Source organism: Streptomyces sp. NPDC028331, from assembly GCF_055565775.1.
Window position 1 is genome coordinate 401345 of sequence record NZ_JBVHTR010000005.1, and the last position, 26699, is coordinate 428043.

At 71.6% G+C, this 26699-nt stretch carries 24 protein-coding genes; 14 read left to right on the plus strand and 10 right to left on the minus strand.

Annotated features, from left to right (window positions below; translation table 11 throughout):
- Positions 1-69: 69 nt before the first annotated feature.
- Positions 70-1671, plus strand: a complete 1602-nt coding sequence (locus ACZ4SW_RS09835) for a serine/threonine-protein kinase (RefSeq protein ID WP_468240258.1) — start codon at positions 70-72, stop codon at positions 1669-1671.
- Between the two features lie 11 nt (positions 1672-1682).
- Here ACZ4SW_RS09835 and ACZ4SW_RS09840 read toward each other — a convergent pair whose 3' ends face one another.
- On the minus strand, positions 1683-2489 hold the full coding sequence (locus ACZ4SW_RS09840) for an SGNH/GDSL hydrolase family protein (RefSeq protein WP_468240260.1): 807 nt from the start codon (positions 2487-2489) through the stop codon (positions 1683-1685).
- Positions 2490-2822: 333 nt separating this feature from the next.
- On the opposite strand from ACZ4SW_RS09840, the gene ACZ4SW_RS09845 reads away from it, so the two are divergent.
- The 5 genes from ACZ4SW_RS09845 (at position 2823) to ACZ4SW_RS09865 (ending at position 10147) form a co-directional block, all read left to right on the plus strand.
- Positions 2823-3152 carry a hypothetical protein gene (locus ACZ4SW_RS09845; protein ID WP_468240262.1) on the plus strand — a complete coding sequence of 110 codons (330 nt, stop codon included), beginning with the start codon at positions 2823-2825 and terminating at the stop codon, positions 3150-3152.
- Positions 3153-3872: 720 nt separating this feature from the next.
- A complete protein-coding gene (locus ACZ4SW_RS09850; protein WP_468240265.1) occupies positions 3873-4691 on the plus strand; it encodes a glycosyltransferase family 2 protein in 819 nt (272 codons plus the stop codon).
- Positions 4688-5683, plus strand: coding sequence for a glycosyltransferase family 2 protein (locus ACZ4SW_RS09855; RefSeq protein WP_468240267.1), 996 nt, complete (start codon positions 4688-4690; stop codon positions 5681-5683). The genes ACZ4SW_RS09850 and ACZ4SW_RS09855 overlap by 4 nt, the downstream gene beginning before the upstream one ends.
- Complete coding sequence (locus ACZ4SW_RS09860) at positions 5680-6480, plus strand: polysaccharide deacetylase family protein (protein WP_468240270.1); 801 nt, start codon at positions 5680-5682, stop codon at positions 6478-6480. The genes ACZ4SW_RS09855 and ACZ4SW_RS09860 overlap by 4 nt, the downstream gene beginning before the upstream one ends.
- The gene (locus ACZ4SW_RS09865) at positions 6473-10147 is read left to right on the plus strand and encodes a lipopolysaccharide biosynthesis protein (RefSeq protein WP_468240272.1); all 3675 of its coding nucleotides are present in this window, start codon (positions 6473-6475) and stop codon (positions 10145-10147) included. The genes ACZ4SW_RS09860 and ACZ4SW_RS09865 overlap by 8 nt, the downstream gene beginning before the upstream one ends.
- Before the next feature lie 38 nt (positions 10148-10185).
- On the opposite strand, the gene ACZ4SW_RS09870 is transcribed toward ACZ4SW_RS09865, so the two are convergent.
- Positions 10186-11607 (minus strand): GH39 family glycosyl hydrolase, encoded by a 1422-nt coding sequence (locus tag ACZ4SW_RS09870; RefSeq protein WP_468240274.1) that lies wholly within the window; start codon positions 11605-11607, stop codon positions 10186-10188.
- 178 nt (positions 11608-11785) lie between these two features.
- On the opposite strand from ACZ4SW_RS09870, the gene ACZ4SW_RS09875 reads away from it, so the two are divergent.
- The gene (locus ACZ4SW_RS09875; protein ID WP_468240277.1) at positions 11786-12880 is read left to right on the plus strand and encodes a DUF5925 domain-containing protein; all 1095 of its coding nucleotides are present in this window, start codon (positions 11786-11788) and stop codon (positions 12878-12880) included.
- 65 nt (positions 12881-12945) lie between these two features.
- Complete coding sequence (locus ACZ4SW_RS09880; protein ID WP_468240279.1) at positions 12946-13734, plus strand: DUF72 domain-containing protein; 789 nt, start codon at positions 12946-12948, stop codon at positions 13732-13734.
- A 9-nt stretch (positions 13735-13743) separates the two neighbouring features.
- Here ACZ4SW_RS09880 and ACZ4SW_RS09885 read toward each other — a convergent pair whose 3' ends face one another.
- Complete coding sequence (locus ACZ4SW_RS09885) at positions 13744-14112, minus strand: GntR family transcriptional regulator (RefSeq protein WP_468240282.1); 369 nt, start codon at positions 14110-14112, stop codon at positions 13744-13746.
- 71 nt (positions 14113-14183) lie between these two features.
- On the opposite strand from ACZ4SW_RS09885, the gene ACZ4SW_RS09890 reads away from it, so the two are divergent.
- Entirely contained in the window at positions 14184-15113 is a 930-nt protein-coding gene (locus ACZ4SW_RS09890) for a GNAT family N-acetyltransferase (RefSeq protein ID WP_468240284.1), read from the plus strand.
- Positions 15094-15594, plus strand: a complete 501-nt coding sequence (locus ACZ4SW_RS09895; protein ID WP_468240286.1) for a ribonuclease FAU-1 family protein — start codon at positions 15094-15096, stop codon at positions 15592-15594. Before ACZ4SW_RS09890 ends, ACZ4SW_RS09895 begins: the two co-directional genes overlap by 20 nt.
- Before the next feature lie 33 nt (positions 15595-15627).
- On the opposite strand, the gene ACZ4SW_RS09900 is transcribed toward ACZ4SW_RS09895, so the two are convergent.
- Positions 15628-16254 carry a class I SAM-dependent methyltransferase gene (locus tag ACZ4SW_RS09900; RefSeq protein WP_468240352.1) on the minus strand — a complete coding sequence of 209 codons (627 nt, stop codon included), beginning with the start codon at positions 16252-16254 and terminating at the stop codon, positions 15628-15630.
- A gap of 172 nt (positions 16255-16426) precedes the next feature.
- Between ACZ4SW_RS09900 and ACZ4SW_RS09905 the strand changes: the two genes are divergently transcribed.
- Positions 16427-16561, plus strand: a complete 135-nt coding sequence (locus ACZ4SW_RS09905) for a hypothetical protein (RefSeq protein ID WP_263229127.1) — start codon at positions 16427-16429, stop codon at positions 16559-16561.
- Between the two features lie 46 nt (positions 16562-16607).
- Complete coding sequence (locus tag ACZ4SW_RS09910) at positions 16608-16976, plus strand: VOC family protein (protein ID WP_468240289.1); 369 nt, start codon at positions 16608-16610, stop codon at positions 16974-16976.
- Positions 16977-16981: 5 nt separating this feature from the next.
- Here the strand turns inward: ACZ4SW_RS09910 and ACZ4SW_RS09915 are convergent, their stop codons facing one another.
- From ACZ4SW_RS09915 to ACZ4SW_RS09925, 3 genes are all read right to left on the minus strand, one after another.
- Positions 16982-17455 (minus strand): GNAT family N-acetyltransferase, encoded by a 474-nt coding sequence (locus ACZ4SW_RS09915; protein WP_468240291.1) that lies wholly within the window; start codon positions 17453-17455, stop codon positions 16982-16984.
- Positions 17456-17629: 174 nt separating this feature from the next.
- Entirely contained in the window at positions 17630-18487 is an 858-nt protein-coding gene (locus ACZ4SW_RS09920) for an esterase/lipase family protein (RefSeq protein WP_468240293.1), read from the minus strand.
- 192 nt (positions 18488-18679) lie between these two features.
- The gene (locus tag ACZ4SW_RS09925) at positions 18680-19126 is read right to left on the minus strand and encodes a MarR family winged helix-turn-helix transcriptional regulator (RefSeq protein ID WP_468240296.1); all 447 of its coding nucleotides are present in this window, start codon (positions 19124-19126) and stop codon (positions 18680-18682) included.
- Between the two features lie 100 nt (positions 19127-19226).
- Between ACZ4SW_RS09925 and ACZ4SW_RS09930 the strand changes: the two genes are divergently transcribed.
- Positions 19227-19601 carry a cupin domain-containing protein gene (locus ACZ4SW_RS09930; protein WP_468240298.1) on the plus strand — a complete coding sequence of 125 codons (375 nt, stop codon included), beginning with the start codon at positions 19227-19229 and terminating at the stop codon, positions 19599-19601.
- 3 nt (positions 19602-19604) lie between these two features.
- On the opposite strand, the gene ACZ4SW_RS09935 is transcribed toward ACZ4SW_RS09930, so the two are convergent.
- Positions 19605-20579, minus strand: a complete 975-nt coding sequence (locus tag ACZ4SW_RS09935) for a DNA polymerase Y family protein (RefSeq protein ID WP_468240300.1) — start codon at positions 20577-20579, stop codon at positions 19605-19607.
- A complete protein-coding gene (locus tag ACZ4SW_RS09940) occupies positions 20576-24010 on the minus strand; it encodes a DNA polymerase III subunit alpha (protein WP_468240302.1) in 3435 nt (1144 codons plus the stop codon). Before ACZ4SW_RS09940 ends, ACZ4SW_RS09935 begins: the two co-directional genes overlap by 4 nt.
- Before the next feature lie 337 nt (positions 24011-24347).
- On the opposite strand from ACZ4SW_RS09940, the gene ACZ4SW_RS09945 reads away from it, so the two are divergent.
- Positions 24348-25562 carry a hypothetical protein gene (locus ACZ4SW_RS09945; protein WP_468240305.1) on the plus strand — a complete coding sequence of 405 codons (1215 nt, stop codon included), beginning with the start codon at positions 24348-24350 and terminating at the stop codon, positions 25560-25562.
- A gap of 80 nt (positions 25563-25642) precedes the next feature.
- Here ACZ4SW_RS09945 and ACZ4SW_RS09950 read toward each other — a convergent pair whose 3' ends face one another.
- Positions 25643-26512: a slipin family protein gene (locus ACZ4SW_RS09950; RefSeq protein WP_468240355.1), complete on the minus strand. Its 870-nt coding sequence runs from the start codon at positions 26510-26512 to the stop codon at positions 25643-25645.
- Positions 26513-26699 lie beyond the last annotated feature (187 nt).

The window sequence follows — 26699 nt, forward strand, 5'->3', positions numbered from 1 at the left end:
ACTTTTGGGGAGATATGACGGGGAGTGGATTCGTGGATTCGTCGCACGGATGCGAATGGGGGACGGCCCGTGTCCGAAGAACCGGGCAGTGAACGTGTGATCGCCGGGCGCTACCGTCTGCTGTCCCCCCTCGGTCAGGGCGGCATGGGGACGGTCTGGCGTGCCCGTGACGAGGTCCTGCACCGCGAGGTGGCCGTGAAGGAGGTGCGGGCCCCGGCCGGGCTTCCCACGCCCGAGGTCCAGCGGATGTACACCCGGCTGGAGCGGGAGGCCTGGGCGGCGGCCCGGGTGGCGAACCGGAACGTGGTGACGGTCTACGACGTGGCCCACCAGGACGGCCGCCCCTGGATCGTGATGGAACTGGTGCGCGGCATCGCCCTGTCGGACCGGCTGGACGCGGAGGGCCCCCTCTCTCCGCAGCAGACCGCGCACATCGGCGCCGAGGTGCTGGCCGCCCTGCGCGCCGCGCACGCCGCCGGGGTGCTGCACCGCGATGTGAAACCGGCCAACGTGCTGCTGGCGAACGACGGCCGGGTGGTCCTCACCGACTTCGGGATCGCCATGGTCGAGGGCAGCTCCGCGCTGACCATGACCGGCGAGGTCATCGGCTCCCCCGAGTTCCTCGCGCCGGAGCGGGCGCTCGGGCGTACGCCGGGGCCGGAGTCCGACCTGTGGTCGCTCGGCGTGCTGCTGTACGCGGCGGTCGAGGGCAACTCGCCGTTCCGGCACGACACTCCGCTGAGCACGCTCCGGGCGGTCGTCGACGAGGAGTTGCCGCCGCCGCGCCGGGCGGGCCCGCTGGCCCCGGTGATCGAGGGGCTGCTGCGCAAGGATCCGGCCGAGCGGATTCCGGCCGAGCGGGCCGAGCAGGAGCTGCGGATCGTCGCGGCGGGCGGCACCCCACGCGCGGGCACCGCCGCGTACACGCCGACGGTCGCGGCCTTCCCGCCTCCCGCGGAGCCGCGCACCGCCCCGCTTCCGCCGCCGGCCGCCACCCGGCCCGCGCCCGCACCCGCGTACTCCGCCGCGTCCGAGCCGCCACCCCGCAACCGGCGGGCCACCGTCGTGCTGGTCGCGGGCCTGGCCGCGCTCGTCCTCGCGGTGGCGGGGCTGACGTACGCGCTGATGAACCGGAACGGCACGGACGGCGGGAACAACGGGGCCACGCACGGGAGCACCGTCAGCGGCGCGCCCTCGAGCAGCCCGGAGAAGAGCACGTCCCGGGCCGCTTCCCCCACCGGGACGACGTCGGCGGGCGGCGGCACCGGGGGCGGCCGTACGACGAGCCCGCCCGCCCAGTCGGTCCATGTGACGGTCACGGGCACGCACACCGACTACTCGGGGTCCTGTCCGCCGCCGGACGCGCAGGCGCCGACGTTCACGGCGACGTTCACCGTGGGCAGCGTTCCGGTCGATGTGTCCTACCGCTGGGTCACCAGGACGGGACAGGTCTCGGACCCGGGCTGGAAGACGCTGTCGTTCGCGGCGGGCGACGGAAAGACCAAGCAGCGGCAGGTCATCGTCACCACGTACGAGGAGGGCGGTTCCGTGCGGAACGCGATCGGGGTGGAGGTGCGCAGCCCGGTCCACGTCACGTCCGAGACGGTGCCGTTCTCGGTGACCTGTGAGGCGGAGACCCCGTCGGGCGGGGCCTCCCCCTCTTCTTCATGACGTTCTGACCGTCAGGCCGCGCTGGTCAGCACCGGCAGATAGCCGCCGGACTGGCCGGCCGCGGTCGGGTGGTAGGACTCGCCGATGTCCAGCCAGTTGACGCTGTGCAGCCAGGAGTCGCCCGAGCAGATCTCGTGGCCGCTGAAGGTGGTGCGGACGTCGCCGAAGGTGAAGCCGTGGTCGGCGGCGCGCTTGGCGATCGCGGCGTCGATGTAGTCGGCGGCGCCGTTGATCGCGGACCGCTTGGTCTCGGACAGCCCGAGACAGGTGGTGCCGAGCTGGTAGAAGCGGGGGTAGCCCAGCACGACCACATGGGCCGAGGGTGCTTTGGACCGGATCGCCGAGTAGACGCTGTCGAGTTGGCCGGGCAGGGTCGAGTCGACGTACGCCTTGGCCGTGGCGATCCGGGAGAGGCAGGCGCTGTCGGACTGGAGCACACAGGTCGTCATGACGTCGGAGAAGCCCGCGTCGTTGCCGCCGATGGTGATCGACACGAGCCCGGTGGAGGCGCTGAGCGTGCCGAGCTGACTGTTGAGCACATCGGTGGTCTTGGCGCCGGAGCAGGCCAGGAAGCTGAACGAGGCGGGTGCGTGGGCGGCCTGCCACAGGTACGGGTAGGCCTTCGTGCTGCGGTCGCAGTCGCCGCTGGAGCTGATGTAGCTGCCGGAGCCGACACCGGACGAGTAGGAGTCGCCGAGCGCCACGTAACCGGTGGCCGCGGCGAGAGGGGACGCCTGCGCCGCGGCGGCCCCGGTGAGGGCGAGGCCGAGGGCAAGGAGGAGTGAACTCATATACGCCGCATATCGGGAACGTCTCATGGAACCTCCCTTTAGCAGGATCTCTGCCACAACCGGCATAGCAGCTACGCGGGTTGACAGGAAGTGTCCATGCCAAGACTTTTCGGCCGCCGGATGCGGGTCAGCCCGGATTCACCGTGCGGAACAGATGTTTGAAGCAGGCCGAGAACCTTCGGGGGCGGATTCCGCGTCTTGACGCCCTCCCACCCGCTGCGCGACATTGAAGCCCGGCATCCGGCGCTTCGGGGGGCAAAGTCGCCAATGCAGACCTTGGGTATCAAGCCACCTTCGCCAGACAGAGACGGGTGGCCGGGGCGGGATCCGGGGAGGGACCTGCTTCCGCTGCTCGTGGGCGTGGCCGTCGCGGTCGCGGGAGTCGGCGCGGTCCTCGCGCTCAGCCACTCCGACTCACCGCTGCGCGGCCCGTTCACCCTGTTCTTCCTGCTCGCCGCGCCGACGACGGCCGTCGGCTCGGCCCTACGAGGCCTGAAACCCTACCCCCGCACGGTGGTGTCCGCGGCGGGAGCGATCGCGATCGATCTGCTGGTCGCCCAGGGCATGCTGGCGGTGCACCGGTGGTCCGTCACCGGCGGGATCATCGCGGTGACCGCGATCAGCTCTCTCGTCCTCCTGTCTGTCCTGATACGGCGTCAGCGCGGCCGCGCGGCGCGCGAACGGGGCTGAGGACGTGGACATCGGCGCGCACCGTCCCGGCGAACCCACGACGGTCGGCCGGGCGACGGGGACGGCTTCGCCGCCGACGGTCCGCGAGTGCGTCCCGACACCGCTGCCGGCCTGCGGGCCCGCCACGCCGGGGTCCATCCGCGGAAGGAAATACAAGGACTCCCCGAAGGCACGGAACTTCTGCGTGCCGGAAGGGCGGGTGACACCTCGTCACCTTGTCGCGTTCGGACACGGGGCGCGCCGCGCCCCGGTCCGGGCACCGCACCATGCGGTGCTGTCGCGGCCGGAACTCTTCACGCCGGACGACCGGACACGGAAACGGATGGGGCAAATCCGTTCGATGAGTTGAGTTACGGCCATATCAACAAAAACGCGGACCCCGTCACAGGTCTTGCCATATCGGCGCAATCGTCAATACCGTCATACACCAACCCGCATCGGTCCATCATCATGCGGCTCCAGGGGAGGGCTCAGGTACCGCGATGGTTCCGGCGCGGGGCGCGGTAGGGGGGTGCCGTGCTCGGCGACTTGCAAGGTCGTACGAGCCGTGCCGCGCGACCGGCTGCCGTTTTCTCCGGCAGACGGCCAGCTTTGCCAGCTCACCCGGCATGCACGGAGATCGTTGCCGCATGCCGTCGGTGAGAACCCCCCTTTCGAACCGGACACAGAGCCGGGCCGTCCAGGGGCGGACGGTCCGACCGGACGAGAGGGACAAGACTCATGAGTTCTGTTCTGCGCCCTGCTGTTTCGGATCAAGGTCCGTTAATGCAGGGCAAGTACCGGCCGATCTCTTCTCACCTGGCCATCGCGCCGCCGGTGAGCGTGGTGATTCCCGCCATGAATGAGGCGGAGAATCTCCCCTACGTCTTCAAGACCCTTCCGGACTGGATTCACGAAGTGGTTCTTGTGGACGGCAATTCCACCGACAACACCGTGGAGGTCGCGCGCGAGCTGTGGCCCGAGGTGAAGGTCGTCGAGCAGCGGGGCAAGGGCAAGGGCGACGCCCTGATCACCGGGTTCGAGGCGTGCACCGGCGACATCATCGTGATGGTCGACGCGGACGGCTCGGCGGACGGCCAGGAGATCGTCAGCTATGTCTCCGCACTGGTGTCCGGCGCCGACTTCGCGAAGGGCTCGCGGTTCGCGAACGGCGGCGGCACCTCCGACATGACGCCGATCCGCAAGCTGGGCAACCGGGTGCTGTGCGGGATCGTCAACGCCAAGTTCGGTGCCCGCTACACCGACCTCTGCTACGGGTACAACGCGTTCTGGCGGCACTGCCTGGACAAGATCGACCTCGACTGCACCGGCTTCGAGGTCGAGACCCTGATGAACATCCGAGTGGTCAAGGCCGGTCTGAAGGTGCAGGAGATACCGAGCCACGAGTACCTCCGCATCCACGGCACCAGCAATCTCAGCGCGGTGCGCGACGGGCTGCGAGTGCTGCGGGTGATCCTCAAGGAGCGCTCGAACCGGCGCGCACTGCGCCGCCGTCCGCGCGCGGTGGCGCTCAACTCCGGTCAGGGAGAGGTGTCTTGAGCGATCCGGACATCTCCGTGGTGATCTGCGTCTACACCGAGGACCGCTGGGAGGACATCCTCGCGGCGGTCGCCTCGGTGCGGGCGCAGTCCCGGCCGGCGCGCGAGACGCTGCTGGTCGTGGACCACAACGAGACCCTGCTGGAGAGACTGAGCCGTCAGTTCAAGGAGGCCCGGGAGGTCCGCGTGCTCGCCAACGCGGGCCCCCGCGGCCTGTCCGCGGGCCGCAACACCGGGATCGCCGCCTCGCACGGGGAGGTCATCGCCTTCCTCGACGACGACGCGGTGGCCGAACGCGACTGGCTGAAGCACTTCGCCTCGGCGTACCAGGACCCGCGTGTCATGGCCGTCGGCGGCCGTACGATGCCGATCTGGGCGTCGGGCCGCCGCCCGGCCTGGTTCCCGGAGGAGTTCGACTGGGTGGTGGGTTGCACCTACAAGGGGCTGCCGCACGGCCGGGCCCGGGTGCGCAACGTCCTCGGCGGCAACGCCTCCTTCCGGCGCAGCGCGTTCGACGCGGCGGGCGGCTTCGCCACCGGCATCGGACGCGACGGCGACAAGCGTCCCCTCGGTTGCGAGGAGACGGAACTGTGCATCCGCCTCAGCCGGGCCGTGCCCGACGCGATCCTGCTGATCGACGACCGGGCGGTGATCCACCACCGGGTGCCGCAGCCGCGCGAGCACTTCGCGTACTTCCGCGCACGCACCTACGCCGAGGGCCTGTCGAAGGCGCTCGTGGCGCGCAGCGTCGGCGCGGAGAAGGGCCTGGAGTCGGAGCGCCGCTACACCACCCGGGTGCTGCCCGCCGGGGTGGGCCGCGGCCTGCGCGACGCGCTGCTGGCCCGCCCGGGGGGCGCGGGCCGGGCGGGCGCCATCCTCGCCGGGGTGCTCACGGCGGCCGGCGGGTACGTGGTGGGCAGCGTCCGGGCGCGCAGGGACGGGGCGACCTTCTCCGTGGCCGGCCTCCCGGACGGTGAGGGGGCCGCCGCATGAGCGACCAGCCCGTGCCGATCCTCATGTACCACTCGGTGGCGACGGCGCCCAACGAGGCGACGCGTGCCCTGTCGGTGGCGCCCGAGGCGTTCCGTGAGCAGATGGCGCTGCTGGCGGACCTCAAGTTCACGCCCGTCACCACGGCCGACCTGGCGCGGAACTGGCGGGAGGGGGGACCACTGCCCGAGCGGCCGGTCCTCATCACCTTCGACGACGGCTACGAGGGCGTGCACCGCCACGCGCTGCCCGTGCTGGCGCGGCACGGCTTCGCCGCCACGCTGTTCGTGTCCACCGGCTGGATCCGGGGCGCCCACGACACCGGCGGCGGCCTGGACACGATGCTGGACTGGGACCAGGTCCGCGACCTCGCGGGCACCGGCGTCGAGATCGGCGGCCACAGCCACACCCACCCGCAGCTCGACCAGCTCCCCGACGACGCGCTCCGGTGGGAGCTGCTGCGCTGCAAGGAGATCATCGCCGACGAACTGGGCGCCCGCCCGGTGTCGTTCGCGTACCCCTACGGCTACTCCAGCCGCCGGGTGCGCCGCACGGTGCGCGAGACGGGCTTCCGCCAGTCGCTCGCCGTGGGCAACGCTCTCGCCCGCCGCCGCCAGGGCCCGTACGCGCTGCAACGGGTCACCGTGCGCCGCACCACCGGTGCCGAGGAGTTCGAGCGGCTCGTCCAGGGCCGCGCGATCACCCGCACCTTCGCCAGGGACCGCGCCCTGACCAAGGGGTACGCCATGGTCCGAAGAGCACGCCAGGTCCGCCGGAAGGCCATCCGTTCCCGTGTCTGACACGACCACCACCACCCAGGCCGGTGAGGCCACGACCGCGCAACCCGGGCAGCCGTCGGGCCGCCGCCTCCGTCTACCCGGAAGCGCCCGGGGCGGCCCGGCAGACGGCAACCCGCTGTTCCGCAACGCCTACGCGCTGATGCTCAACACCGGCATCTCCGCGGTGCTGGGCCTCGGCTACTGGCTGGTCGCGGCCCGCTACTACTCCGACGCCGCGGTCGGCCAGGGCTCGGCCGCGATCGCCGCGATGAAGCTGCTCGCCGGGCTCACCGCGGTGACCCTCACGGGCGCCCTGGCCCGCTTCATACCGGTCGCGGGACGCACCACCGGGCGCCTCATCCTCCGTACGTACGCGGGAAGTTCGCTCATCGTGGCGGTCGCGGCGGGGGTCTTCCTGCTGACGCTCGACGTGTGGGGGCCGTCGTACCGCTTCCTCCACGGGTCGCTCAAGGGCCTGGGCTTCATCGTGGCCATCGTCGCCTGGAACCTGCTCACGCTCCAGGACGGGGTGCTGACCGGGCTGCGCAGCGCGCCCTGGGTACCGGTCGGCAACACGGTGTTCTCCGCGGTGAAGCTGGCGCTGCTGGTGGGGCTCGCCGCCGCCATCCCGACGACCGGCGTCTTCGTCTCCTGGGTGCTGGCGATCGGCACCTCCGTGGTGCCGCTGGGCTGGCTGGTGTTCCGGCGCCTGGTCCCACGACACGTCAAGGCGACCGAGGACCACGCCGATCCACCGACGATCAGGGAGATCGGCACGTTCCTGGCCGGCGACTACACCGGCTCGCTGTTCTCCCTCGCCGTCGTCTACCTCGTGCCGGTGATCATCGCCTCGCAGGTCAGCTCCGAGGAGAACGCGTACTTCTACATCACGACGACCATCGGCGGCACGGTCAACCTGCTCGCCATCAACATGGGCGCCTCCCTCACCGTCGAGGGCTCGCACGACCCGGCGCGGCTCGCCGCCAACACCCGGGCGGCGCTCCGGCGGATGGCCCGGATCATGCTGCCGGTGTGCGGGCTGCTGTTCCTCGGCGCGCCCGTCATCCTGCACGTCTTCGGCGAGGGCTACGCGCACGCGGCGACCCCGCTGCTGCGCTGGTTCGCGGTCGGCGCGCTGCTGCGGGTCGTGATGGAGACGTACTTCGCGGTGCTGCGCGCCCAGAGCCGTACCTCCGGGCTCGCCTACCTCCAGGGCCTGCTGTGCGTCCTGGTGCTCGGGCTGACCGTCCTGCTGCTGCCGCGCATGGGGCTGACCGGCGCGGGCGTCGCCGAGATCTCCAGCCTGGCGGTGATCGTGGCGATCGCCGCACCGAAGCTGCTCAAGATCGTGCGCACGGCCCCGGCGGACGCGGTGCCCGAGGACGCGGCACCGGACGGGGACCTCGCCGACCTCCAGGTCCCGGAAGCGAGGAGCGGCCCGTCCTGGGCCAGGAAGCCGGACGCGGACACACTGGCGCTGGGCGTGCACGTGGACTTCGACCACCAGGAACGCAGGCCGGACGTGCGGCCGGGGCCGGGAACGCCGCCCACGGGAACGCCGGTCGCACACAGCACCCCGTCACGGGCGCCGGACATGACATCACCAGGCTCCGCCGCGGGGGCGCGACCGGCCACGGACGACGCCCCGCCGTCGGAAGACGACGGGCGCCCTGCGCGCACGAGGACCGTTCTCCTCGGCTGTGCGCTCCTCTCCGCGCTGCTCCTGTACTGGGTACCGGCGCTCAGCCTCGACGACGGCGCCCTCGACCGCATGGGCGGCCTCGGCCTGATCTCCGTGTTGCCGCTGCCCACCCTGCTCGGCGCCGCGCTCCTCGTCGTGGTGTTCGCCGCCCTGCTGTGGCGCGGCCGCGAGCACAAGGTCCTGCTCCTTGCCACGCTGCTCGCCACCGTCGTCTCGCTGCACGCGCTGCCCGCCGTCATCGAGACCGAGCCGCGGTTCCCGACGGCCTGGCAGCATCTCGGGTTCCTCGACTACATCGACCGCACCGGGTCGGCCGTGCCGTTCCTGGACGCCCGCTGGAGCTGGCCGGGGTTCTTCGCGGTGGCCGCGTTCGTCGCCAAGGCCTGCGGGGTCACCGACCTCACCGAGGTCATCCGCTGGTGGCCGCTGACCATCGAGCTGCTCTACCTGGCGCCGATGTTCCTGCTGGTCCGCTCGATGCGGGCGAGCTGGCGCGCCAAGTGGACCGGCATCTGGATCTTCGTGCTCAGCGGCTGGGTGGGACAGGACTACTTCTCCCCGCAGGGCTTCACGTACCTGCTCTACCTCGCCTTCGTGGCGATCCTGCTGGTCTGGTTCCGCGCACCACGCGTGCTGTGGACCAAGCGGCGCCCCGGCGAGGCGGAGGTGGAGCCCACCAGCCGGGGGCAGCGCTCCGTGCTGCTCATGGTGCTGATCGCCCTGTACGCGGCGAGCGTCCCGGCCCACCAGCTCACCCCGTTCGTGATGCTGGGCGTGCTGGCGGTGCTCGTCCTGGTCGGCCGCTCCGAACTGCGCGGCCTGCCCATCCTGTTCGCGGTGCTGGTCGCGTTCTGGCTGGGCTTCATGGCCGAGCCGTACTGGTCCGGGCACTTCAACGACCTCTTCGGCGGCGTCGGCGGCGTCGGCAGCAATGTGTCGACGTCCGTCTCCGGCCGCATCCAGGGCGGCGACTCGACGCACAAACTCGTGCTGTACACGCGCGTGCTGCTGGCCGGCGCCGTGATGACGTTCGCCTGCTGGGGCTGGTGGCGGCGGCGCGAGCACAAGTACCGGGAGCGGTCACTGCTGGTGCTGACCTTCGTGCCGTTCCTGGGCTTCGGCATGCAGTCCTACGGCGGCGAGATGGCGCTGCGCGTGTTCATGTTCGCGGTGCCGGGCGCGGCCCTGCTCTGCGCGCTCGCCCTGTTCCCCCGCACCGGAGTGACGGCCGAGGAGCGGGACAAGGACCGGGTGAGCCTCGCCCCGCTCGCCGCACTGCTGGCGGGTCTGCTGCTGATGGGCGGCTTCCTGGTGGCCCGCTGGGGCAACGAGCCCTTCGAGCGGGTCCTCCCGGGCGAGGTCGCGGCCATGGACTACGTGTACGCGCACGACAAGCCGACCGTACGGCTGCTGTGGCTGAGCAACGACACGGTCAACGACGTGACGCCGGCGATGCCGTGGGGTGCGAAGGACATGGAGAGGGTGAACTACGTGCCGACCCTGGCGCCCACCGATCCGGTCCTGGTGTCGGGCCTGGTCAAGTCGCTCAAGGACGCGGGCCCCAACTCCTACCTCATGATCAACCGCAGTCAGGTGACGTACCTCCAGATGGACGCGGGCTACTCGGCCACCTGGGAGTCCCGGCTCGTCAGGAACCTGGACGACCGCCAGGAGCTGAAGAAGGTCCTGGTCAACGACGATGTGACCCTGTACGCGCTGCGCAAGCGGCCCGCGGGCGAGGTCCCGCAGCCGCATCCGGGCCCGATCGGCCCGCGGGTGACCTGGACGCCGTGGTCGGTGGTCGGGGGCCTCGCGGCCGTGGCACTGGTGCTGATGCTGACGGCGCGGGAGCTGGTACGGGTCGCGGTACGGCCGGGGGTACGGCAGCTTCGGGTGCTGCAGTCGAGCTTCTGGTTCTCGCTGCCGCTGCTGGCGGTGCTGCTGGCCTCGCTGGTGCAGCGGTTCGTCACCATGGGGAAGGGGTGAGGCTCAGCCGGCCCACGGGTCGGGCGGGGTGAGGTGGCTCAGCGCGGGAGCCACTTCACCTCGTACGCCTTCATGTCGAACCGCTTGCCGTCCACCTGGGCGCTGATGCCGCGGTCCAGGGTGTTCACCACCAGCACGACCTTGTCGGTGGCGAGCACGCGGACGTTGGGGACGTCGTCCGGGGCCACCGGCACCGTCCGGTACGCGGTGCCGGGCGGGAACTCCTTGGAGAAACGGGACACCAGGCCGTACATCGGCAGCGCGCGGCCGCCGCCCGCGGTGTCGGTCGGCGTCCACAGGCAGCCCGGGCAGTCGGTGCCCTTCTCCTTCTCCGGGTTCCAGTAGAAACCGGAGGACGCGCCGCCGTTGACCAGGGCGATCATCCCGGTGGCCTGGACGGCGACACGGTGGTCCTCGCTCCAGCCCCGGCGCTCGTCGTTGCCGTCGGCGGGCTCGACGTAGTACTCCGCCCACCACAGCGGCAGGTCGTGGGTCTGCCGCCGTACCCACTCGCTGACGGCGGTCAGTTTGCCGGTGGCGGCGAACTCGTCGGGCAGCAGGTCGTCGTCGTTGGTGTAGCTGGAGCCGTCCACGACGACGAAGTCGGCACCCGCCTTGTGCGTGTTCCAGTAGGTGAAGGCGTCGATGATCCGCTGGTCCATGGCGCCCCAGGGGCCGCGCAGGGCGGTGGACGCGTTCTGCTTCTGCCGGGGGTCGACGCTGTCCATGACGAGGTAGGGGCCGCCCACCATGATCTTGGGGTTGACCTGTTTGAGCGCCTTGTAGACCAGGTTGTACAGCTCGGTGTAGCCCTCGTAGTCCCAGCGGGCCTTGGAGTCGTTCCAGAAGCCCTTGAACTCGTTCCAGACGATGAAGTGGCGCACGTCCGGGTAGCGCCGGGCGACGGTCGCGGCGAGGGCGGCGAAGTCCTTGAAGTGGTCGGGCTTCGGGGCGGTCTCCAGGGCGGTCTGGCTCCAGTCGGTGTTGTCCGCGCCCGCCTTGCCGCCCTTCATCCAGTCCGGGGCGCAGCACAGGGTGATCACCGGGGTGCCGCCGGTGGCGCGGACGAAGTCGATGCGGCGGTCCATCGCCGTGAAGTCGTAACGGCCCTGGACCGGTTCCGGGTTGTCGGCGCCCCACCCCATGATGGCCTGGTTCTGCGGCATCCCGGTCCCCGACAGCAGGCCCTCGACGCGCTCGGTGGCGACGTCGCTGCCCTGGTCGGCGCTGTACTGGGTGTGGGTGAAACCCCAGCCGACGTCCGGTTTCGTCACCTCGGGCGGGGTGGCGGGTGTGCCGTGCACCTTGTCGCCGTCGCGTGTGGTGCCGCTGGTGCTCGCGCCGTCGCCGGGCAGTGTGCCGATCAGGGCGACCACCAGGGCCAGAGCGGCCACGGCCACGCCGAGCAGTGCGGTGAGGCGCCACCGCCGGTCCCCCGAATTCCACCCATGACGTCCCATCATGGGCCACAGTAACCGCGCTCCTTGGTCCGCGGACAGATTTCGGCGTGCGACAGCCCGGTAACAGCACGTACCGGAGGGGTCGGATCCGGAAGGGATGCACGGGGACACAGGCGACACATCCGGCGGACCACGGAAAGCGGATGCACCAGGCCGCCGCGTGACGGATCATGGCGGCATGTCTGCGAACCCATACGACGCTCTGCCGGTCCGGCTCAACGTCGACGACAGCGACTCCCCCGCCGATGTCGTCGACGCGCTGTTCCTCGGCCGCTTCGCGACGGGCGAGCAGCCGTACTCGCACGCCGCGAACATCGACCGCGTACGGTCCGGGGCCACACTCCTGCCGCAGGGCGCCCGGGTGCTGCGGGTCGCCCGCGACGACGACCGCAGCGCGACGCTCGCGGAGGGCGACGGCTGGACGCTGCTGGTCTCCCGCTGGAACCGCGGCGCGGACGTCACGGTGACCGCGACCAGCGCCGAGTTGGCGGAGAAGGTGCTGGGCGAGGCCACGGACGGCGCGGCCGACGAACCGGAGCCGCAGCCGGAGAACGTGACGATGGGGTTCTGGTACGTGTCGCCGCGGCGCGGCCCGCACCGCACGACACGGCAGATCTCGGCGGGCACCTGGGAGGAGGTCCGCCCGAACTACACGGCACCGGTGGCGGACGCCATGGACCGGCTGATGAAGACGACCCCGGAGGACATCGCGGGTCGTCTGCTGCTGTTGCACGGCCCGCCGGGTACGGGCAAGACCTCGGCGCTGCGGACGCTGGCCCGCTCGTGGCGGGACTGGTGCCAGGTGGACTGCGTCCTGGACCCGGAGCGGCTCTTCAGTGACGTCGGCTATCTGATGGACATCGCGATCGGCGAGGAGGACACGGCGGGCAAGGGCCGCTGGCGGCTGCTCCTGCTGGAGGACTGCGACGAACTGATCCGCGGCGAGGCGAAGCACACGGCGGGCCAGGCGCTGTCCCGCCTGCTGAACCTGACGGACGGACTGCTGGGACAGGGCCGCAACGTGCTGGTGGGGGTGACGACGAACGAGGACCTGGAGCGCCTGCACCCGGCCGTGGTCCGCCCCGGCCGCTGCCTGGCCCGTATCGAGGTCGGGCCGCTCACCCGCACGGAGGCGGTGAGCTGGCTGGGCCGCGAGGAGGGCGTGGGCCGCGACGGGGCCACGCTGGCGGAGCTGTACGCGCTGCGGCGGGGCACGTCCCCGGCGTCGGTACCGGACCAGCGGGCGGGGGTGGGCGGGGGCCTGTACCTGTAGCGGGCCGCCTCCCCCGGAGCGGCCACAACCGGCGCGCCGGACGCGACCGGTGCTTTGATGGACGTATGACCCTGTTCGTCGGCACGTCGGGGTGGCAGTACCGGGACTGGCGGGACGTCCTGTACCCGGCGGAGGTCCCCATGCGGCTGTGGCTGGAGCAGTACGCGACACAGTTCGCCACGGTCGAGATCAACAACGCGTTCTACCGGCTGCCGTCGCGGGAGACGTTCGAGGACTGGCGGGCGCGGGTGCCGGCGGACTTCGTGGTGGCGGTGAAGGCGAGCCGCTACCTGACGCACATCAAGCGGCTGCGGGAGCCGGAGGAGCCGGTGCACCGTCTGATGAGCCATGCCGCCGGGCTCGGCAACCGCCTGGGCCCCATCCTGCTCCAGCTCCCGCCCACCCTGCGCGCGGACCCCGCTCTGCTGGACGACTGCCTCGCCTGCTTCCCGCCCGGCACCCGGGTCGCCGTCGAGCCGCGCCACGACTCCTGGTGGATTCCCGAGGTGCGCGCGGTGCTGGAGGCGCGGGGCGCCGCCCTGTGCTGGGCGGACGTCCTGTCCCGCCCGGTGACCCCGCTGTGGCGCACCGCCGACTGGGGCTACGTCCGCTTCCACACGGGACGGGCCCGGTCGTGGCCCCGCTACGGCCGCCGGTCCCTGACGACCTGGGTCCAGCGGATCGAGGCGGCGTGGCCCGAGGGGGTGGACGTCCACGCGTACTTCAACAACGACCCGCACGCGGCGGCGGTCCTGGACGCGACGGTGTTCGCGCGGTTGGCGACCACGGCGGGCATGCGGGTGACGCGCACGCCGCGAAGGCTGCCGACGGCACCTGCGGGGACGGGGACGTGAGGTGTCACGTCAGTCCCGGTAAGCCGCCCGCAGGGCATTCCGGACCGCGGCCAACGCCTCGTCCTCGTCCAGCCCCAGCCGTCGCGCCCTCTCGGCGTAGGCGGAGGCGGCGGCCGCCGCCTCTCGCTCCGCGGCCGAGCCGGCGGCGGCCACGAACGTTCCGTTGCGCCCCCGCGTCTCGATCACGCCGTCCTCCTCCAGCGCCCGGTACGCCTTCGCCACCGTGTTCGCCGCGAGGCCGAGGGACTCGGCCAGGCCCCGCACGGTCGGCAGCCGGTACCCCACGGGCAGCACGCCCGCCCGGGCCTGCTCCGAGATCTGCGCCCGCACCTGCTCGTACGGCGGCGCGCCGCCATCGATGTGGATCTTCAAGGTCACGGCCCGATTGTCCCGCACCCACCGGAAAATGGGAGGCACCCCCGCGCCCGGCCCGGATACCGTGCGCCCCCATGACAGTGATCGTGCGCGACCTCCGCCCCGACCTACGAGCCGACACCGAGGGCTACGCCCGGGTCCGGCGACTGGCCCTCCCGTTCATCCTGTTCACCCCGGAGTCCGTTGCCTACGACGCCACCCACCAGCACCAGGACGCCCACTGGCGCCATCTCCTGGCCGAGGAGGACGGCGAGATCATCGGAACGGCCCACGTCGGCATCGCTCATGACAGCCCGAACCCCGGCCAGGGCTTCCTCAACGTGTACGTGCACCCGAAACGCACCCGCCGCGGCGCCGGCTCGCTGCTCGTCCGCACGGCCGAGGAGCACCTGGCCTCCGTGGGCGCCACCCGGCTCTTCGCCTGGGTCCTGGACGAGCCCGGCAGCCGCGCCTTCGCCGAGCGGCACGGCTACCGGGGCAGCCGCTCCGCCCACTTCCTGCGACTGGACCTGGCGAACGGTGCCCTGCCACCGCTCCAGGACCCGCCGCCGGGCGTCGAACTGCGCACCGGCGCGGACTTCGCCGACGACCCCCGCCCGCTGTTCGAACTGGACGCGGAGACGATGTCCGACGAGCCGAGCGACATCGACTACGAGTTCACGGACTACGAGGCCTGGCTCGAGGGGACCTGGCGCCACCCGCTCTTCAGCCCCGAGCTGACCTCGGTGGCCGTGGTCGACGGCCGCCCCGCCGCCTTCAGCGCGGCCCGCACCGACGGCACCACCCGCTACGGCACCGTGATGACCGGCACCGCCCGTGCCTTCCGCGGCCGGGGCCTCGCCAAGCTCGCCAAGAACCACTCCCTGCACCGGGCCCGCTCGGCCGGGCTCACGGAGGCGTTCACGGGCAACGACGCGGGCAACGACCCGATGATCGCGATCAACAAGTGGTTCGGCTACCAGATCTGCGGCACGGAGGTGCGTCATGTCCGCGACCTCGCCTGAGCCCGCGCCCCACCTGGACGTCGTCCTGGTGAAGGCGGGCCGGACGAAGATCCGTTACAAGGGCGAGCTCGTGGCCGACGACGGCACCCGGATCACCGTACGCGCCCCCTGGGCGGGCGACGGCGCGCGCGACTTCGGCTTCGTGCGGTTCGAGCCCGGTGACGTCTTCACCGAGCACTACTGGCGCGACCGGTGGTACGCGGTGAAGGAGGTCAGGGACGCGCAGGGCGCGCTGAAGGGCTGGTACTGCGACATCACCCGCCCCGCCACGGTCTCCGGCTCCGAACTCGTCGTGGAGGACCTCGACCTGGACCTGTGGCGCTCGGCGGACGGCACGGCCGTACTGCGCCTCGACGAGGACGAGTTCGCGGCGAGCGGCCTTGCGGCCAGGGATCCGGCGGCCGCTGCGGCCGCCGTGAACGCCCTGGACCGGCTCGAACTGCTGGCCACGCAGGGAGGCTTCGAGGCTCTGCTGCACTGACCTGCCCGCACCGACGCGCACCGAGCCCGTCCGTCAGACGACCGCCACCACCGCATACCGCTCGTCGTCCACCTCCTTCCCCCACAGCCGGGCGTCGTCCGACAGCCGCTCGACGTGCACGTCCCGGGCGAGGGGCGCGAGGAGGGAGGTCAGATGGTCGGCGGGTATGCCGACCGGGCTCACCGTCCCCCACACGCCCTCGACCAGCACCAGGCGGCCGCCCGGGCGCAGCAGTCCCCGCCAGTGGCGCAGGACGCGCCCGGGGTCGGGCAGCGTCCACAGCACGTGGCGGACGAGGACGGCGTCGAAGAGCTGTTCGCCGACCGGCGGCGTCGCCGCGTCGCCGACGAGGAACACCGCGTCGCGGCCGGCGAGCTTGGCCCGGGCACGCGCGACCATGGCGGGCGACAGGTCGACCCCTGTCACCCGGTGACCCTGTTCGGCGGCGAGCAGGGACAGGCTGCCGGTGCCGCAGCCGAGGTCCAGGACGTCCCCGGCCCGCCGCGGCAGCCACGTGTCCAGCCGGGCGGCCCATGCCTCGCGCACCGCGGGGTCGCGCAGTCCGTGGTCCGGTTCGGCGTCGAAGGTGGCGGCCTCGGCGTCCCAGTCCACGCCGGCGTCCGCTGCCGCGGAGGTTTGGGCCCCGCTGTTCCTGGCCATGTTCCTGGTCATGTCCGTGTTGATGTTCCGGTTCATGACGTCAGGGTGACAGCAGCCACTGACAGTCGAATCGTGACAGCCGCCACAGACATACCTCGACCGATGAGGAACCCTCGCCGAAAGGGCCTACCTCCGCGCAAAAGCGGAACCCGGTGGGCACAAGGAGGCAGCCATGCGCCGAGTGACCGTGCACAAGCCCCTGAAGAGGACCGACTCCCGCCGGACGCGCGAGGAGGCCGACGAGCGCCCCACGGAGCGACCGGAGGTCCGCAAGGACATCGCCCGTGTCTGGTGGCCCGACGGCTGACCTGCGGCGCAGGACCTTCTTCCGCCCTGGCCGCCACGGAGGTGCCGTGCCCCCGCAGATGAGACTGACAGCGATCACCCTCGACTGCTCCGACCCGTTGGCGCTGGCCGCGTTCTACCAGCGGGCCACCGGGCTGGAGCTCCACCCGGAATCGAACGACGACTTCGCCGGACTGACCCGTGAGGACGGGCTTTTCCTCGGATTCCAGCGCGTCGAGGACTACCGGGCCCCGCGCTGGCCGGACCAGACCGTGCCGCAGCAGATCCACCTCGACTTCGCGGTCGACGACCTCGACAAGGCGGAGGCGCTGCTGCTGGAGTCGGGCGCGGGCAAGCCGGAGCACCAGCCGGGCGGCGAGAGATGGCGGGTCCTCACCGACCCGGCCGGGCATCCTTTCTGTCTGACCGGGCGCTGATGCCCTCAGCCGAGCCGCTTGCGGTAGTGGACGCGGTCGTACGGGCCGTCGACACGGCGCTCCACGACCTCGTATCCGTACCTGGGGTAGATCCTCCGGTTCTCCCACATCAGCGCGTTCGTGTAGAGCCTGACCTCGGGCAGACCGAGCGCACGCGCGTGGGCGTCCACGAAGGCGAGCAGCCGGCGCCCCACACCCCGGCCCTGGGCGTCGGGATGCACGGCGATGCTGTCGAGGAAGAGATGGTCCTCGTACGCCTCCACCACCACAAGGCCGTCCACGGGCCGGCCCGTCACGAACACCCGCCCCGCGGCCACGTCGCCCGCGTGGTCCGCCTCCATGGGCTGGGGCACCACTTTGATACGCGCGATGTAGTGGTGGTACGCGGCATCGGTCACGGCCCGTACGGCCGGTACGTCGGCGGCGCCGGCCGGTCTGACCTCCTCGGCCGTCCCGGCGTCCGCAGTGGCATCTGTCATGAGCCGAACGGTACGTGGCTGATCCCAGTCTCAGCATTCCCTTAACGGGACCATAAGGATCTCCATCACCGGCCGCGGACAGGCGATTTCACGGCTTGCCGGGGCTAACTTGCTGTTCGCCCCTCACTCCGGGGACCTGTCCGGCGGCTCAGGCCGGACAGGTCCCGGCGGCGCTCAGCTGAAGGCCGACGCGCAGGTGGTAGCGGTGGCGTGGGCCGGGTCGAGGGCGTTGGCCGCCTCGTGGAAGGCGATCCGGTCCGACAGCCCGATCATCACGTGTTCCGAGAGGTCCACCCCGCACAGGTCCTGCAACAGCACGTTGTGGACGTCGGATCCGCTCAGGAACTGGGAGCGGTACGGCGTGACCACCTCGTCGTACTTGGTGGCGATGACCGTGTAGTGCACACCGGGCACGGTGTCGCCTCCCGCGTTGAGCTTGGTCAGGAAGGCGGATCCGGCGACCTGGTCGGCGAGCCCGGGTGTCGCCGCGGAGAGAAGGTCCTGCGCGCCGGGGAAGTACGGCAGCAGGTTGGTGAGTCCGTCCAGGGTGGTGCCGTGGTTGTCGGGCGCGATGCCGACGAGGGCGTTCACCTTGGCGGCGCCGCCGAGGAACTTGAGGTAGTAGCGGGGCATCATGCCGCCCTGGGAGTGGCCGACGATGTCGGCCTTGGCGGCGCCGGTCGCGGCGAGCACCTGGTCGACGAAGGCGGACAGTTGCTGCGCGGACTGGTCGATGGGGCCGAGTCCGTAGAAGAGCGGGACGCCCGGGAGCCGGCCGTAGTCGAGCGAGAAGACGCAGTAGCCGCGAGCCTCCAGGTAGGGGGCGAGGGCCAGCCAGTTGTCGACGGAGTTCGCGAAGGTCCCGTGGACCAGGACGACCGGGCGGGGGTGGGCGGCGGACGGCTTGCAGGAGTAGTCGTTCCAGCCGGTGCTGGGGGCGGCGGCCTCGGCGGTGGCGGCCGGGACGACGGCGACCGCGGTGGCCAGCAGCAGTGCGGACAGCGGTCTGAGCAGGCGTTTCCAGGGCAGCATCGGGTGATCTCCTTGCGGCTCGGGGAAGGAGCGATGACCTTGCGCCCTGTGATCCGGATCACGGGATGCTGTTCACTCGTCAAGTTACGAACGAGTAGGTGACAAGTGAAGTTACGCGTCAGTAAAAACTTCCGGTGGTAGCTGACCGCGCCCGCGATCCCTGGTAATGCCCTGAACGTATGCGACGACTCGTCACCAGACGGGTTTGACCGGCCCATAGGGCGCGATACGCAGCAACTGACGCTGGAGGGAACGGATTTCACGCTGCCCGAGCAGCTCGACCCACGGCCGCACGGCATCCGCCGCGGCCTCCTCGGCGGCCCGGGTACAGGCCCAGCCGTGCTCGGTGAGCACGATCAGCCGCGCCCGCGCGTCCTCGGGGTGCGGCCGCCGTTCGGCGTACCCCTTGCGCACGATCTCGTCGACGAGCTGACTGGCCGCCTGCTTGGTCACCCCGAGGTGCGCCGCCAGTTCGGTGACGGTCGCCCCGTGCGGGGCCAGGCGCGCGAAGGCGAAGCCGTGCGCGGGCCGCAGCCCCTCGAAGCCGCGCGCGACGACACCGTCATGGATGCGCTGCGTCAGCTCGCCCGCGACGGCGAGCAGGGCGGTGGACAGGGCCATGGCCTCGGAGTTCTGCACGGAGGCATTCAAACACCCTTGACGTGACGGTCAAGCGGCTTGACCATAGGGGGCATCGAAACAGTCAAGCAACTTGACCATCTGCCGCAAGGAGGCACCCATGCCCGTCGTCCGCTCCGACCGAGCCGTCATCCACGAGATGCACGGCGCCCGCTTCGTGGCGTACGCCAACCCCCTGAGCGGGAGCAAGGAGCTGTGCGCATGGCGGGGTGAGATCCCCGCGGGACACCGGGCCCCGGTCCACACCGTCACCCGGGAGGAGATCTTCCATCTGCTCAGCGGGGAGTTGCTGATCACGCTCGACGGTCACGCCGAGCGGGTCACCGCGGGCGACACGGTGATCGTCAACCCCGGCGCCACCCTGGGCGTGGAGAACCCCACGGACGAGGTCGCCGTCTCCTGGGTCACCACCTCCATCGGGCTGGAGGCGGAGCTCGAGGACGGCACGCGTATCACGCCCCCGTGGGCGAGTTGACGCCTACGCGGCCAGCGACCCCCGTATCACCGCCCGTGGCCCGAACTTCGCCCGGGCCCGGTCCGCGACCTCCTCGATGCGGCGGGCCTTGTCGTCCACCGGGTCGAAGGTGAGCTGGTGGGCCGCCTGCTCGGCGGAGCCCAGGTCCTCGGCGCGCAGGGCGATCGCGCGGACCCGGGCACGCTGCAGGCCGAGCGCCTCGTACATGCGGTACGCCTCGGCGGTGAGCGCCGCCGAGTGCGCGGTCGGCTCGGCGAGGGTGCGGGTGCGGGTCGTCGCGGAGCGGTCGGCGTAGCGCACGGTGAGGGTGAGCCTGCCGCACACCCGTTCCACGGCGCGCAGCCGGGCGCCCAGTTCCTCGGTGGCCGACAGCAGGGCGCGGCGGTGCCGGTCCGGGTCCAGCTCGTCGCGCTGGAAGGTGCGTTCGGTGGCCAGCGAGCGGGTGACGGCGTTGGGCACGACCCGGCCGCGGTCGATGCCGTGCGCCTTCTCGTGCAGTTCGCGGCCGGCCCGGGCGCCGACGAGCCGCTGCACCGTCGACAGGGGTGCGGCGGCGAGCCGGCCGATGGTGTCGAGACCGTACTCGCACAGGGTGCGGGCGGTCGCCCCGCCGATCCCGGGCAGCGCGCGGACCGGGCGGTCGGCCAGGAACTCCGTGACGGCGTCCGGGTCGCCGGGTACCACCCGGACCTCTCCCGGCGCCGCCTCCGCGAGGGCCATACGGGCCAGCATCGGCCCGGGACCGGCACCGATCGCGCAGTCGACCCCGTGGTGCGCGAGGGCCCGTACCCGGATCAGCCTGGCCAGTTCGACGGCGTCCCGCCCGAAGTACCGCTCCGCTCCCCCGAGGTCGGCGAGCGCCCGGTCGGGCGGCAGCGCCTCGACGACGGGCGTGAACTCCTCGAGGAGTCCGAGCAGCCCCGGCAGCGCCGCCTCGTACAGCTCGGGCAGCTGGAAACGTACGCAGAGGATGGTCATCCCGCACTCCCCGGACTCTGGTGCCACAGCTTCCTTCCGCCCGCCGGGCCCTCGCCCGCGGGACGCATGTCGGCCCAGGGGTTCATCTCGTACCCCGTGGACATCCGGATGCGCCGGCCCTTCGCCGCGTCACCGTCGCCGCCGTCCGACGGGAGCGGTGCGGGCTCCGCCAGTCGCGCCGCCACCTCGTCGAGGCCGCCCTCCGCGCGCAGTTCGACCAGCTCGGCGAGGTTCCAGGCGGCCGAGCCGACCACGCTGAGGCTGCGCGGTCCGCGCCGCTGCACCACCCCGCGCACCAGCAGCAGCCAGGAGTGGAAGACGGTGTGGGCGCAGGTGTCGTGGGAGTCGTCGAAGAAGGCCAGGTCGACCAGGCCCGTGCCGTCGTCGAGCGTGGTGAAGATGACCCGCTTGCCGGAGCGGATCGGCGGGGTCTGTGTGGCCGCCTTGGCGCCCGCGACCAGCACCGTCTCGCCGTGCCGGGCGTCGCGCAGCCGGCGCGCCGAGATCACGCCCAGCTCGTCGAGGAACGTGCGGTAGTCGTCCATCAGGTTGCGCGAGGCGTCCATGGAGAGCACGCCCAGCTCGGCGCTGAGCCGTTCCTCCGAGGTCAGGTCGGGCAACCCGGCCGGGGCGGTCCTGCGCCCGCCGGCCAGGGGGAGCTGACCGCCGCCCGCGCCCCGGGAGCCCCGGTGCAGCTCGGTCAGGTGCAGTTGCAGGTCGCGGCGGTTGGCGCCGAACGCGTCCAACGCGCCGACCTGGGCGAGCCGCTGGGCGAGGGGGCGGCTCGGCCGGGCCCGCTCCCAGAAGTCGAGCAGGGAGGCGTACGGCTGCCCGGTCTCGATCCGCTCGGCCTCGGCCTCGCTGATGCCGTGCACGTCGGACAGGGCGAGCCTCAGCCCCCAACGGCCGCTGGAATCAGATGATTCAGACATCAGTTCGATACGATGTGCGACGCCCGACTTGTTCACGTCCAGCGGCAGGATCGGCACCCCCCGGCGCCGCGCGTCCGCCAGCAGCAGCCGCTTCGGATACATCCCGGGGTCGTGGGTGAGCAGCCCCGCGTAGAAGGCGGCCGGGTGATGGGCCTTCAGCCACGCCGACTGGTACGTCGGCACGGCGAAGGCGACCGCGTGCGCCTTGCAGAAGCCGTACGACCCGAAGGCCTCGACGATCTCCCAGGTCCGCTGAATCGTTTCCGCGTCGTATCCGTTCGCCGCCGCCCGCTGTGCGAACCACACCCGGATCCGCCCCTGCGCCTGAGGGTCGGACAGCCCGCGCCGCACCTGGTCCGCCTCGCCCCGCCCGCAGCCGGTCATGATGTCGACGATGTGGATGATCTGCTCGTGGAAGACGACGACGCCGTAGGTCTCCTTCAGCGGCCCCTCCAGGTCCGGGTGCGGGTAACGGACGGGTGCCCGCCCGTGCCGTGCCTCGATGAACGGCCGCACCATGTCGGCCGCGACCGGCCCCGGCCGGAAGAGGGAGATGTCGACGACCAGGTCGTGGAAGCCGGCCGGCTGCAGCCGTCCGACCAGGTCCCGCTGGCCCGGAGACTCGATCTGGAAACAGCCCAGCGTCTCGGTGGAGCGGATGAGCCGGTACGTCGCCGGGTCGCCCGGCGCGAGGGAGTCCAGGTCGATCCGCTTCCCCGTCACCCGCTTCACCTCCGCGACGGCGTGCGCCATCGCGGACTGCATCCGCACCCCGAGCACGTCGAGCTTGAGCAGCCCCAGCTCCTCCACGTCGTCCTTGTCGAACTGCGACATGGGGAAGCCCTCGCCGCTGGTCGGCATGACCGGCGTACGGGACAGGAGGGAGGCGTCGGAGAGCAGGACCCCGCACGGGTGCATGGCGACCCCGCGCGGAAGGGCGTCCAGCGCCTCGACCAGCTCCCACAGTCTGCCGTAACGCTCCTTCTCCCCCGCGAGCCGCCTCAGCTCGGGCAGTTCCTCGAGCGCCGCGCGGGCGTCGCGGGCGCGGATGTGCGGGAAGGACTTGGCGATGCGGTCGATCTCGGCCGGGTCCATGGACAGGGCGGCGCCCACGTCGCGGATGGCGTGCCGCACGCGGTACGTCTCCGGCATCGCGACCGTGGCGACCCGCTCGGTGCCGAACCGGTCGATGATCGCCCGGTAGACCTCGAGCCGGCGCGCGGACTCCACGTCGATGTCGATGTCGGGCAGGGCGATGCGCCGCTTGGACAGGAAGCGCTCCATCAGCAGCCCGTGCTCGACGGGATCGGCGTGCGCGATGCCGAGGAGGTGGTTGACCAGGGAGCCCGCGCCGGAGCCCCGCGCGGCGACCCGGATGCCCATCGTCCGTACGTCGTCCACGACCTGGGCGACGGTGAGGAAGTAGGAGGCGAAGCCGTGGTGGGCGATGATGTCCAGTTCCTCGTGCATCCGCTCCCAGTAGTCCCGGCGGCCGGCGTAGCCGCGCAGCACCATGCCCGCCGCGGCCCGGGAGGCGAGCGTGCGCTGGGCGGTGCGGCGGCCGGCGCCGACGAGGTGCGGCTCGGGGAAGTGGACGGTGCCGATGCCGAGGTCGTCCTCGGGGTCGACCAGGCACTCGGCGGCGGTGGCCCGGGTCTGCTCCAGCAGGCGGTGGGCGGTGTCGCGACGGAAGCCGGCGGCCTCCACCACCCGCTCGGCGATCTCGGACATGGCGCCCGCGTCCTTCAGCCAGGCCTCGCCGGAGTCCAGTTCCTTGGTGGGGTCGATGGGGACCAGGCGGCGCGCGGCGTCCAGGACGTCGGCGACCGGGCCGAGGCCGGGGTCGGCGTAGCGGACGGCGTTGCCGAGCACGGGCCGGACGCCCTGCTCGGCGGCGAAGCCGACGGTGCGGGCGGCCAGGCGCAGCGAGCCGGGGCCGGTGCCGGTGCGGCCGTGCCAGACGGCCGCCAGGCGAAGGGCGTCGCCGTAGACGTCCCTCCAGGGTGCGAGCAGCTTGGCCGCGCGGTCGGGGCGGCCGGCGGCGAGGGCGCGGCCCACGTCGGAGTCGGGGCCGAGCAGGACGGTCAGGCCGTCGGCGTGGTTGTCGGCCCAGGACAGCAGCGGGGTGCCCTCGTGCGCATGGGCGGCGGAGACGAGGCGGCACAGGTCGGCCCAGCCGCGGGCGCCGTCCCGGGCGAGGAAGACCGCGCGGGGTGTCGACTCGTCGATGAAGGCACCGCCGCGCACGGGGGCCCGGCGCCTCTCGCGTCGTATGGGCTCGTACTCCGCCACCGCCAGGTCCGCCCCGAACAGCGGCCGGACCCCCGCCGCCGCGCAGGCCTTGGCGAACCGGACCGTGCCCGCGAGGGTGTCCCGGTCGGTGAGCGCCAGGGCGTCCATGCCCAGCTCACCGGCGCGCTCGGCCAGCCGCTCCGGGTGCGAGGCGCCGTACCGCAGGGAGAATCCGGAGGCGGTGTGCAGATGCGTGAAACCCGGCACACGCACCTCCCGTACCCGTGAGCCACCCACACGGCTCTCGAACGTCCGTTCCCATCTTCCCCACCCCCACCATAGACCAATTTTCGAACTCCCGTACGACACCCCTTCCCCCGCGCGTCACCTGCGCAAACACGGCAAATCCCGCATACGGGAGCCCCGCTCCAGAGGTGCCCGGTGAGGCCGTGTTCGGTGCCGCCGGACAGGAACCGGCGAAAAACAGCCCCCGAACACAGCGACCGGTCAGGGGAGCCGTTCCCGGGCCGGCGCCGATGTGTACGTTGGCCGGTGATCAACGCCGCGCTTCGAGGCGCCTGCAACGGCTGGGGGAAACGAACACATGGCACGCGTCGCCGTCATCACCGCGCCCAACATCGGGTATCGCAACACCGGAATGCTGACCGTCGACCTGGCTTTCGAGTCCCTGCGACGGCGCATGGACACCGAGATCGACACGACCTGGTACACCCTTCACCCACCGGAGACCGTGCCGCTGCGCGCGTGCGCACAAGGCACCGATGTCCCGTTCCGCTTCCGTTCGCTGATCGAGCACCTCGACGCGCTCCGCGACCACGACGCGGTCGTCTTCTGGGGCGATTTCCTCCACGCACGGCACTATCTGGCCCAGGACGCGACGAACCGCCTGCTCGACTTCGGCCTCGCCGAGGACCGCGCCACCGCCCGGGCCCTGCTGAACCGGACCCTGCTGCTCGAGGACCAGCCGGACGACCTCCTCGCACGGACCCTCAGCTACGGGGGAACGGTCCTGCACAACACGCAGTCCGACCACGAGGACAAGGAGTACGGTCCGCTGTTCTCCCGCCTGATGACGCGAAGTCACCGGGTCTGGATGCGCGACCCGCTGTCCGCGGCCAAGATCGCGCACCTCCGCGGGGATCGCACGACCGAATACTTCGGTTCCGACGCGGCGCTTCTGTCCCGCCCGGGCGACCTCGACCACCTGCCGGTCACGCCCTGGTCCCAGGAGGTCCCGGACGGTGGTGCGATCGGCGTGTTCCTCGGCGCCCGTACCACGATCCCCGCCTGGCTGCCCGCCTTCTGTCAGGGCCTTTCCGAGCGCCTCGGAGTCCCGCTCGAATGGCTGCCCTGGTTCGACCGGGACGTTCCTCCCCCCGTCGGCCACATCGCGACACGCCCGGGCGGCCACACCCTCGGCGACCTGGTGAGGGTTCTGCCCCGCTATCGGCTGGTCATCACCGACACCTACCACCTGTGTGTCAACGCCTGGGGGGCCGGCACCCCGGCGGTGTGCGTCGGCGCCCCGGAACCGGCTCCGACGACCGACGACGACTATCTGACGCTGAGCGACGTGAAGAAGCACGTGTTCCACATGGCCTACGACGCGGCGGACTTCTACCTCTCCACCCTCCCCGACACCCGGGAAGCCCACGAGCGCCGCGCCGACCGGCTCGTACACCTCGTGGAAGGCGGCGGAGCCGATGCCGTCGCCGCGCGGATACGCCAGCACGCCGACCGTTCGGAGGCCGCCTTCAGCGGGACACTCGCCTCGTTGCTCGGCACCGCCCATCGCTGACGCCGGCGCTCCCCCGTGCGAACGCCCCCGGCTCCCGCCGCGAACGCCGTGCAGGGTTATCCCTGCACGACCGAAGAGGTCTAGTCCTGTCCGGATTCCGCCCCCTCGGGGTCCGAAATCAAGCCAGGGGCGAGGGGCGGGCGTTGCTCCGGTACCGGCGGCTCGGCCACCTGGGGGGCGCTCGCCACCGGCTGCTGTGCCCGCTCCAGGAACCGCAGCAGTTCCACCGGGAAGGGCAGGACCAGCGTGGAGTTCTTCTCGGCGGCGACCGCCACCACCGTCTGCAGCAGCCGCAGTTGCAGCGCGGCGGGCGTCTCGGCCATCTGCTGTGCCGCCTCCGCCAGCTTCTTCGACGCCTGGAGTTCCGCGTCGGCGTTGATGACGCGGGCCCGGCGCTCCCGGTCGGCCTCGGCCTGACGGGCCATGGACCGTTTCATGGTCTCCGGGAGCGACACGTCCTTGATCTCGACGCGGTCGATGGTGACGCCCCACTCCACGGCCGGGCTGTCGATCATCAGCTCCAGCCCCTGGTTGAGCTTCTCCCGGTTGGAGAGCAGGTCGTCCAGCTCACTCTTGCCGATGATGGACCGCAGCGAGGTCTGCGCCATCTGCGAGACGGCGAACCGGTAGTCCTCGACCCGGACGATCGCCTCGGCCGGGGAGGTCACCCGGAAGTAGACGACGGCGTCCACGCGGACCGTGACGTTGTCCCGGGTGATGCCCTCCTGCGCGGGCACCGGCATCGTCACGATCTGCATGTTGACCCTGCGGAGCCGGTCGACGAACGGCACGACCAGCGTCAGCCCGGGTCCCCGCACCTCGGGCCTGAGCCGCCCCAGGCGGAACACCACTCCCCGCTCGTACTGCTTGACGACCCGGGCCGCCGCCATCGCGTAGACGGCCCCGGCGGACACGAGCGCCGCCCCCGCCGCCACCAGCTCCTCGACCATGCCGGCCCCCAGGGTCCGAAGTGGGCGCATCAGGTGGTGCCTGCCTCGACGGTAAACCCGTGACGCGACACGTGGCGAGCCCCCGCACGCGGGTCCTTCCGTTCTAGTGGTCGTCGCAACACCCCAGTTCAGGGGATGCGATGGACTTCGAGATCCGGAAGAGCCGCAAGGAGCAAGGGCCCCGCAA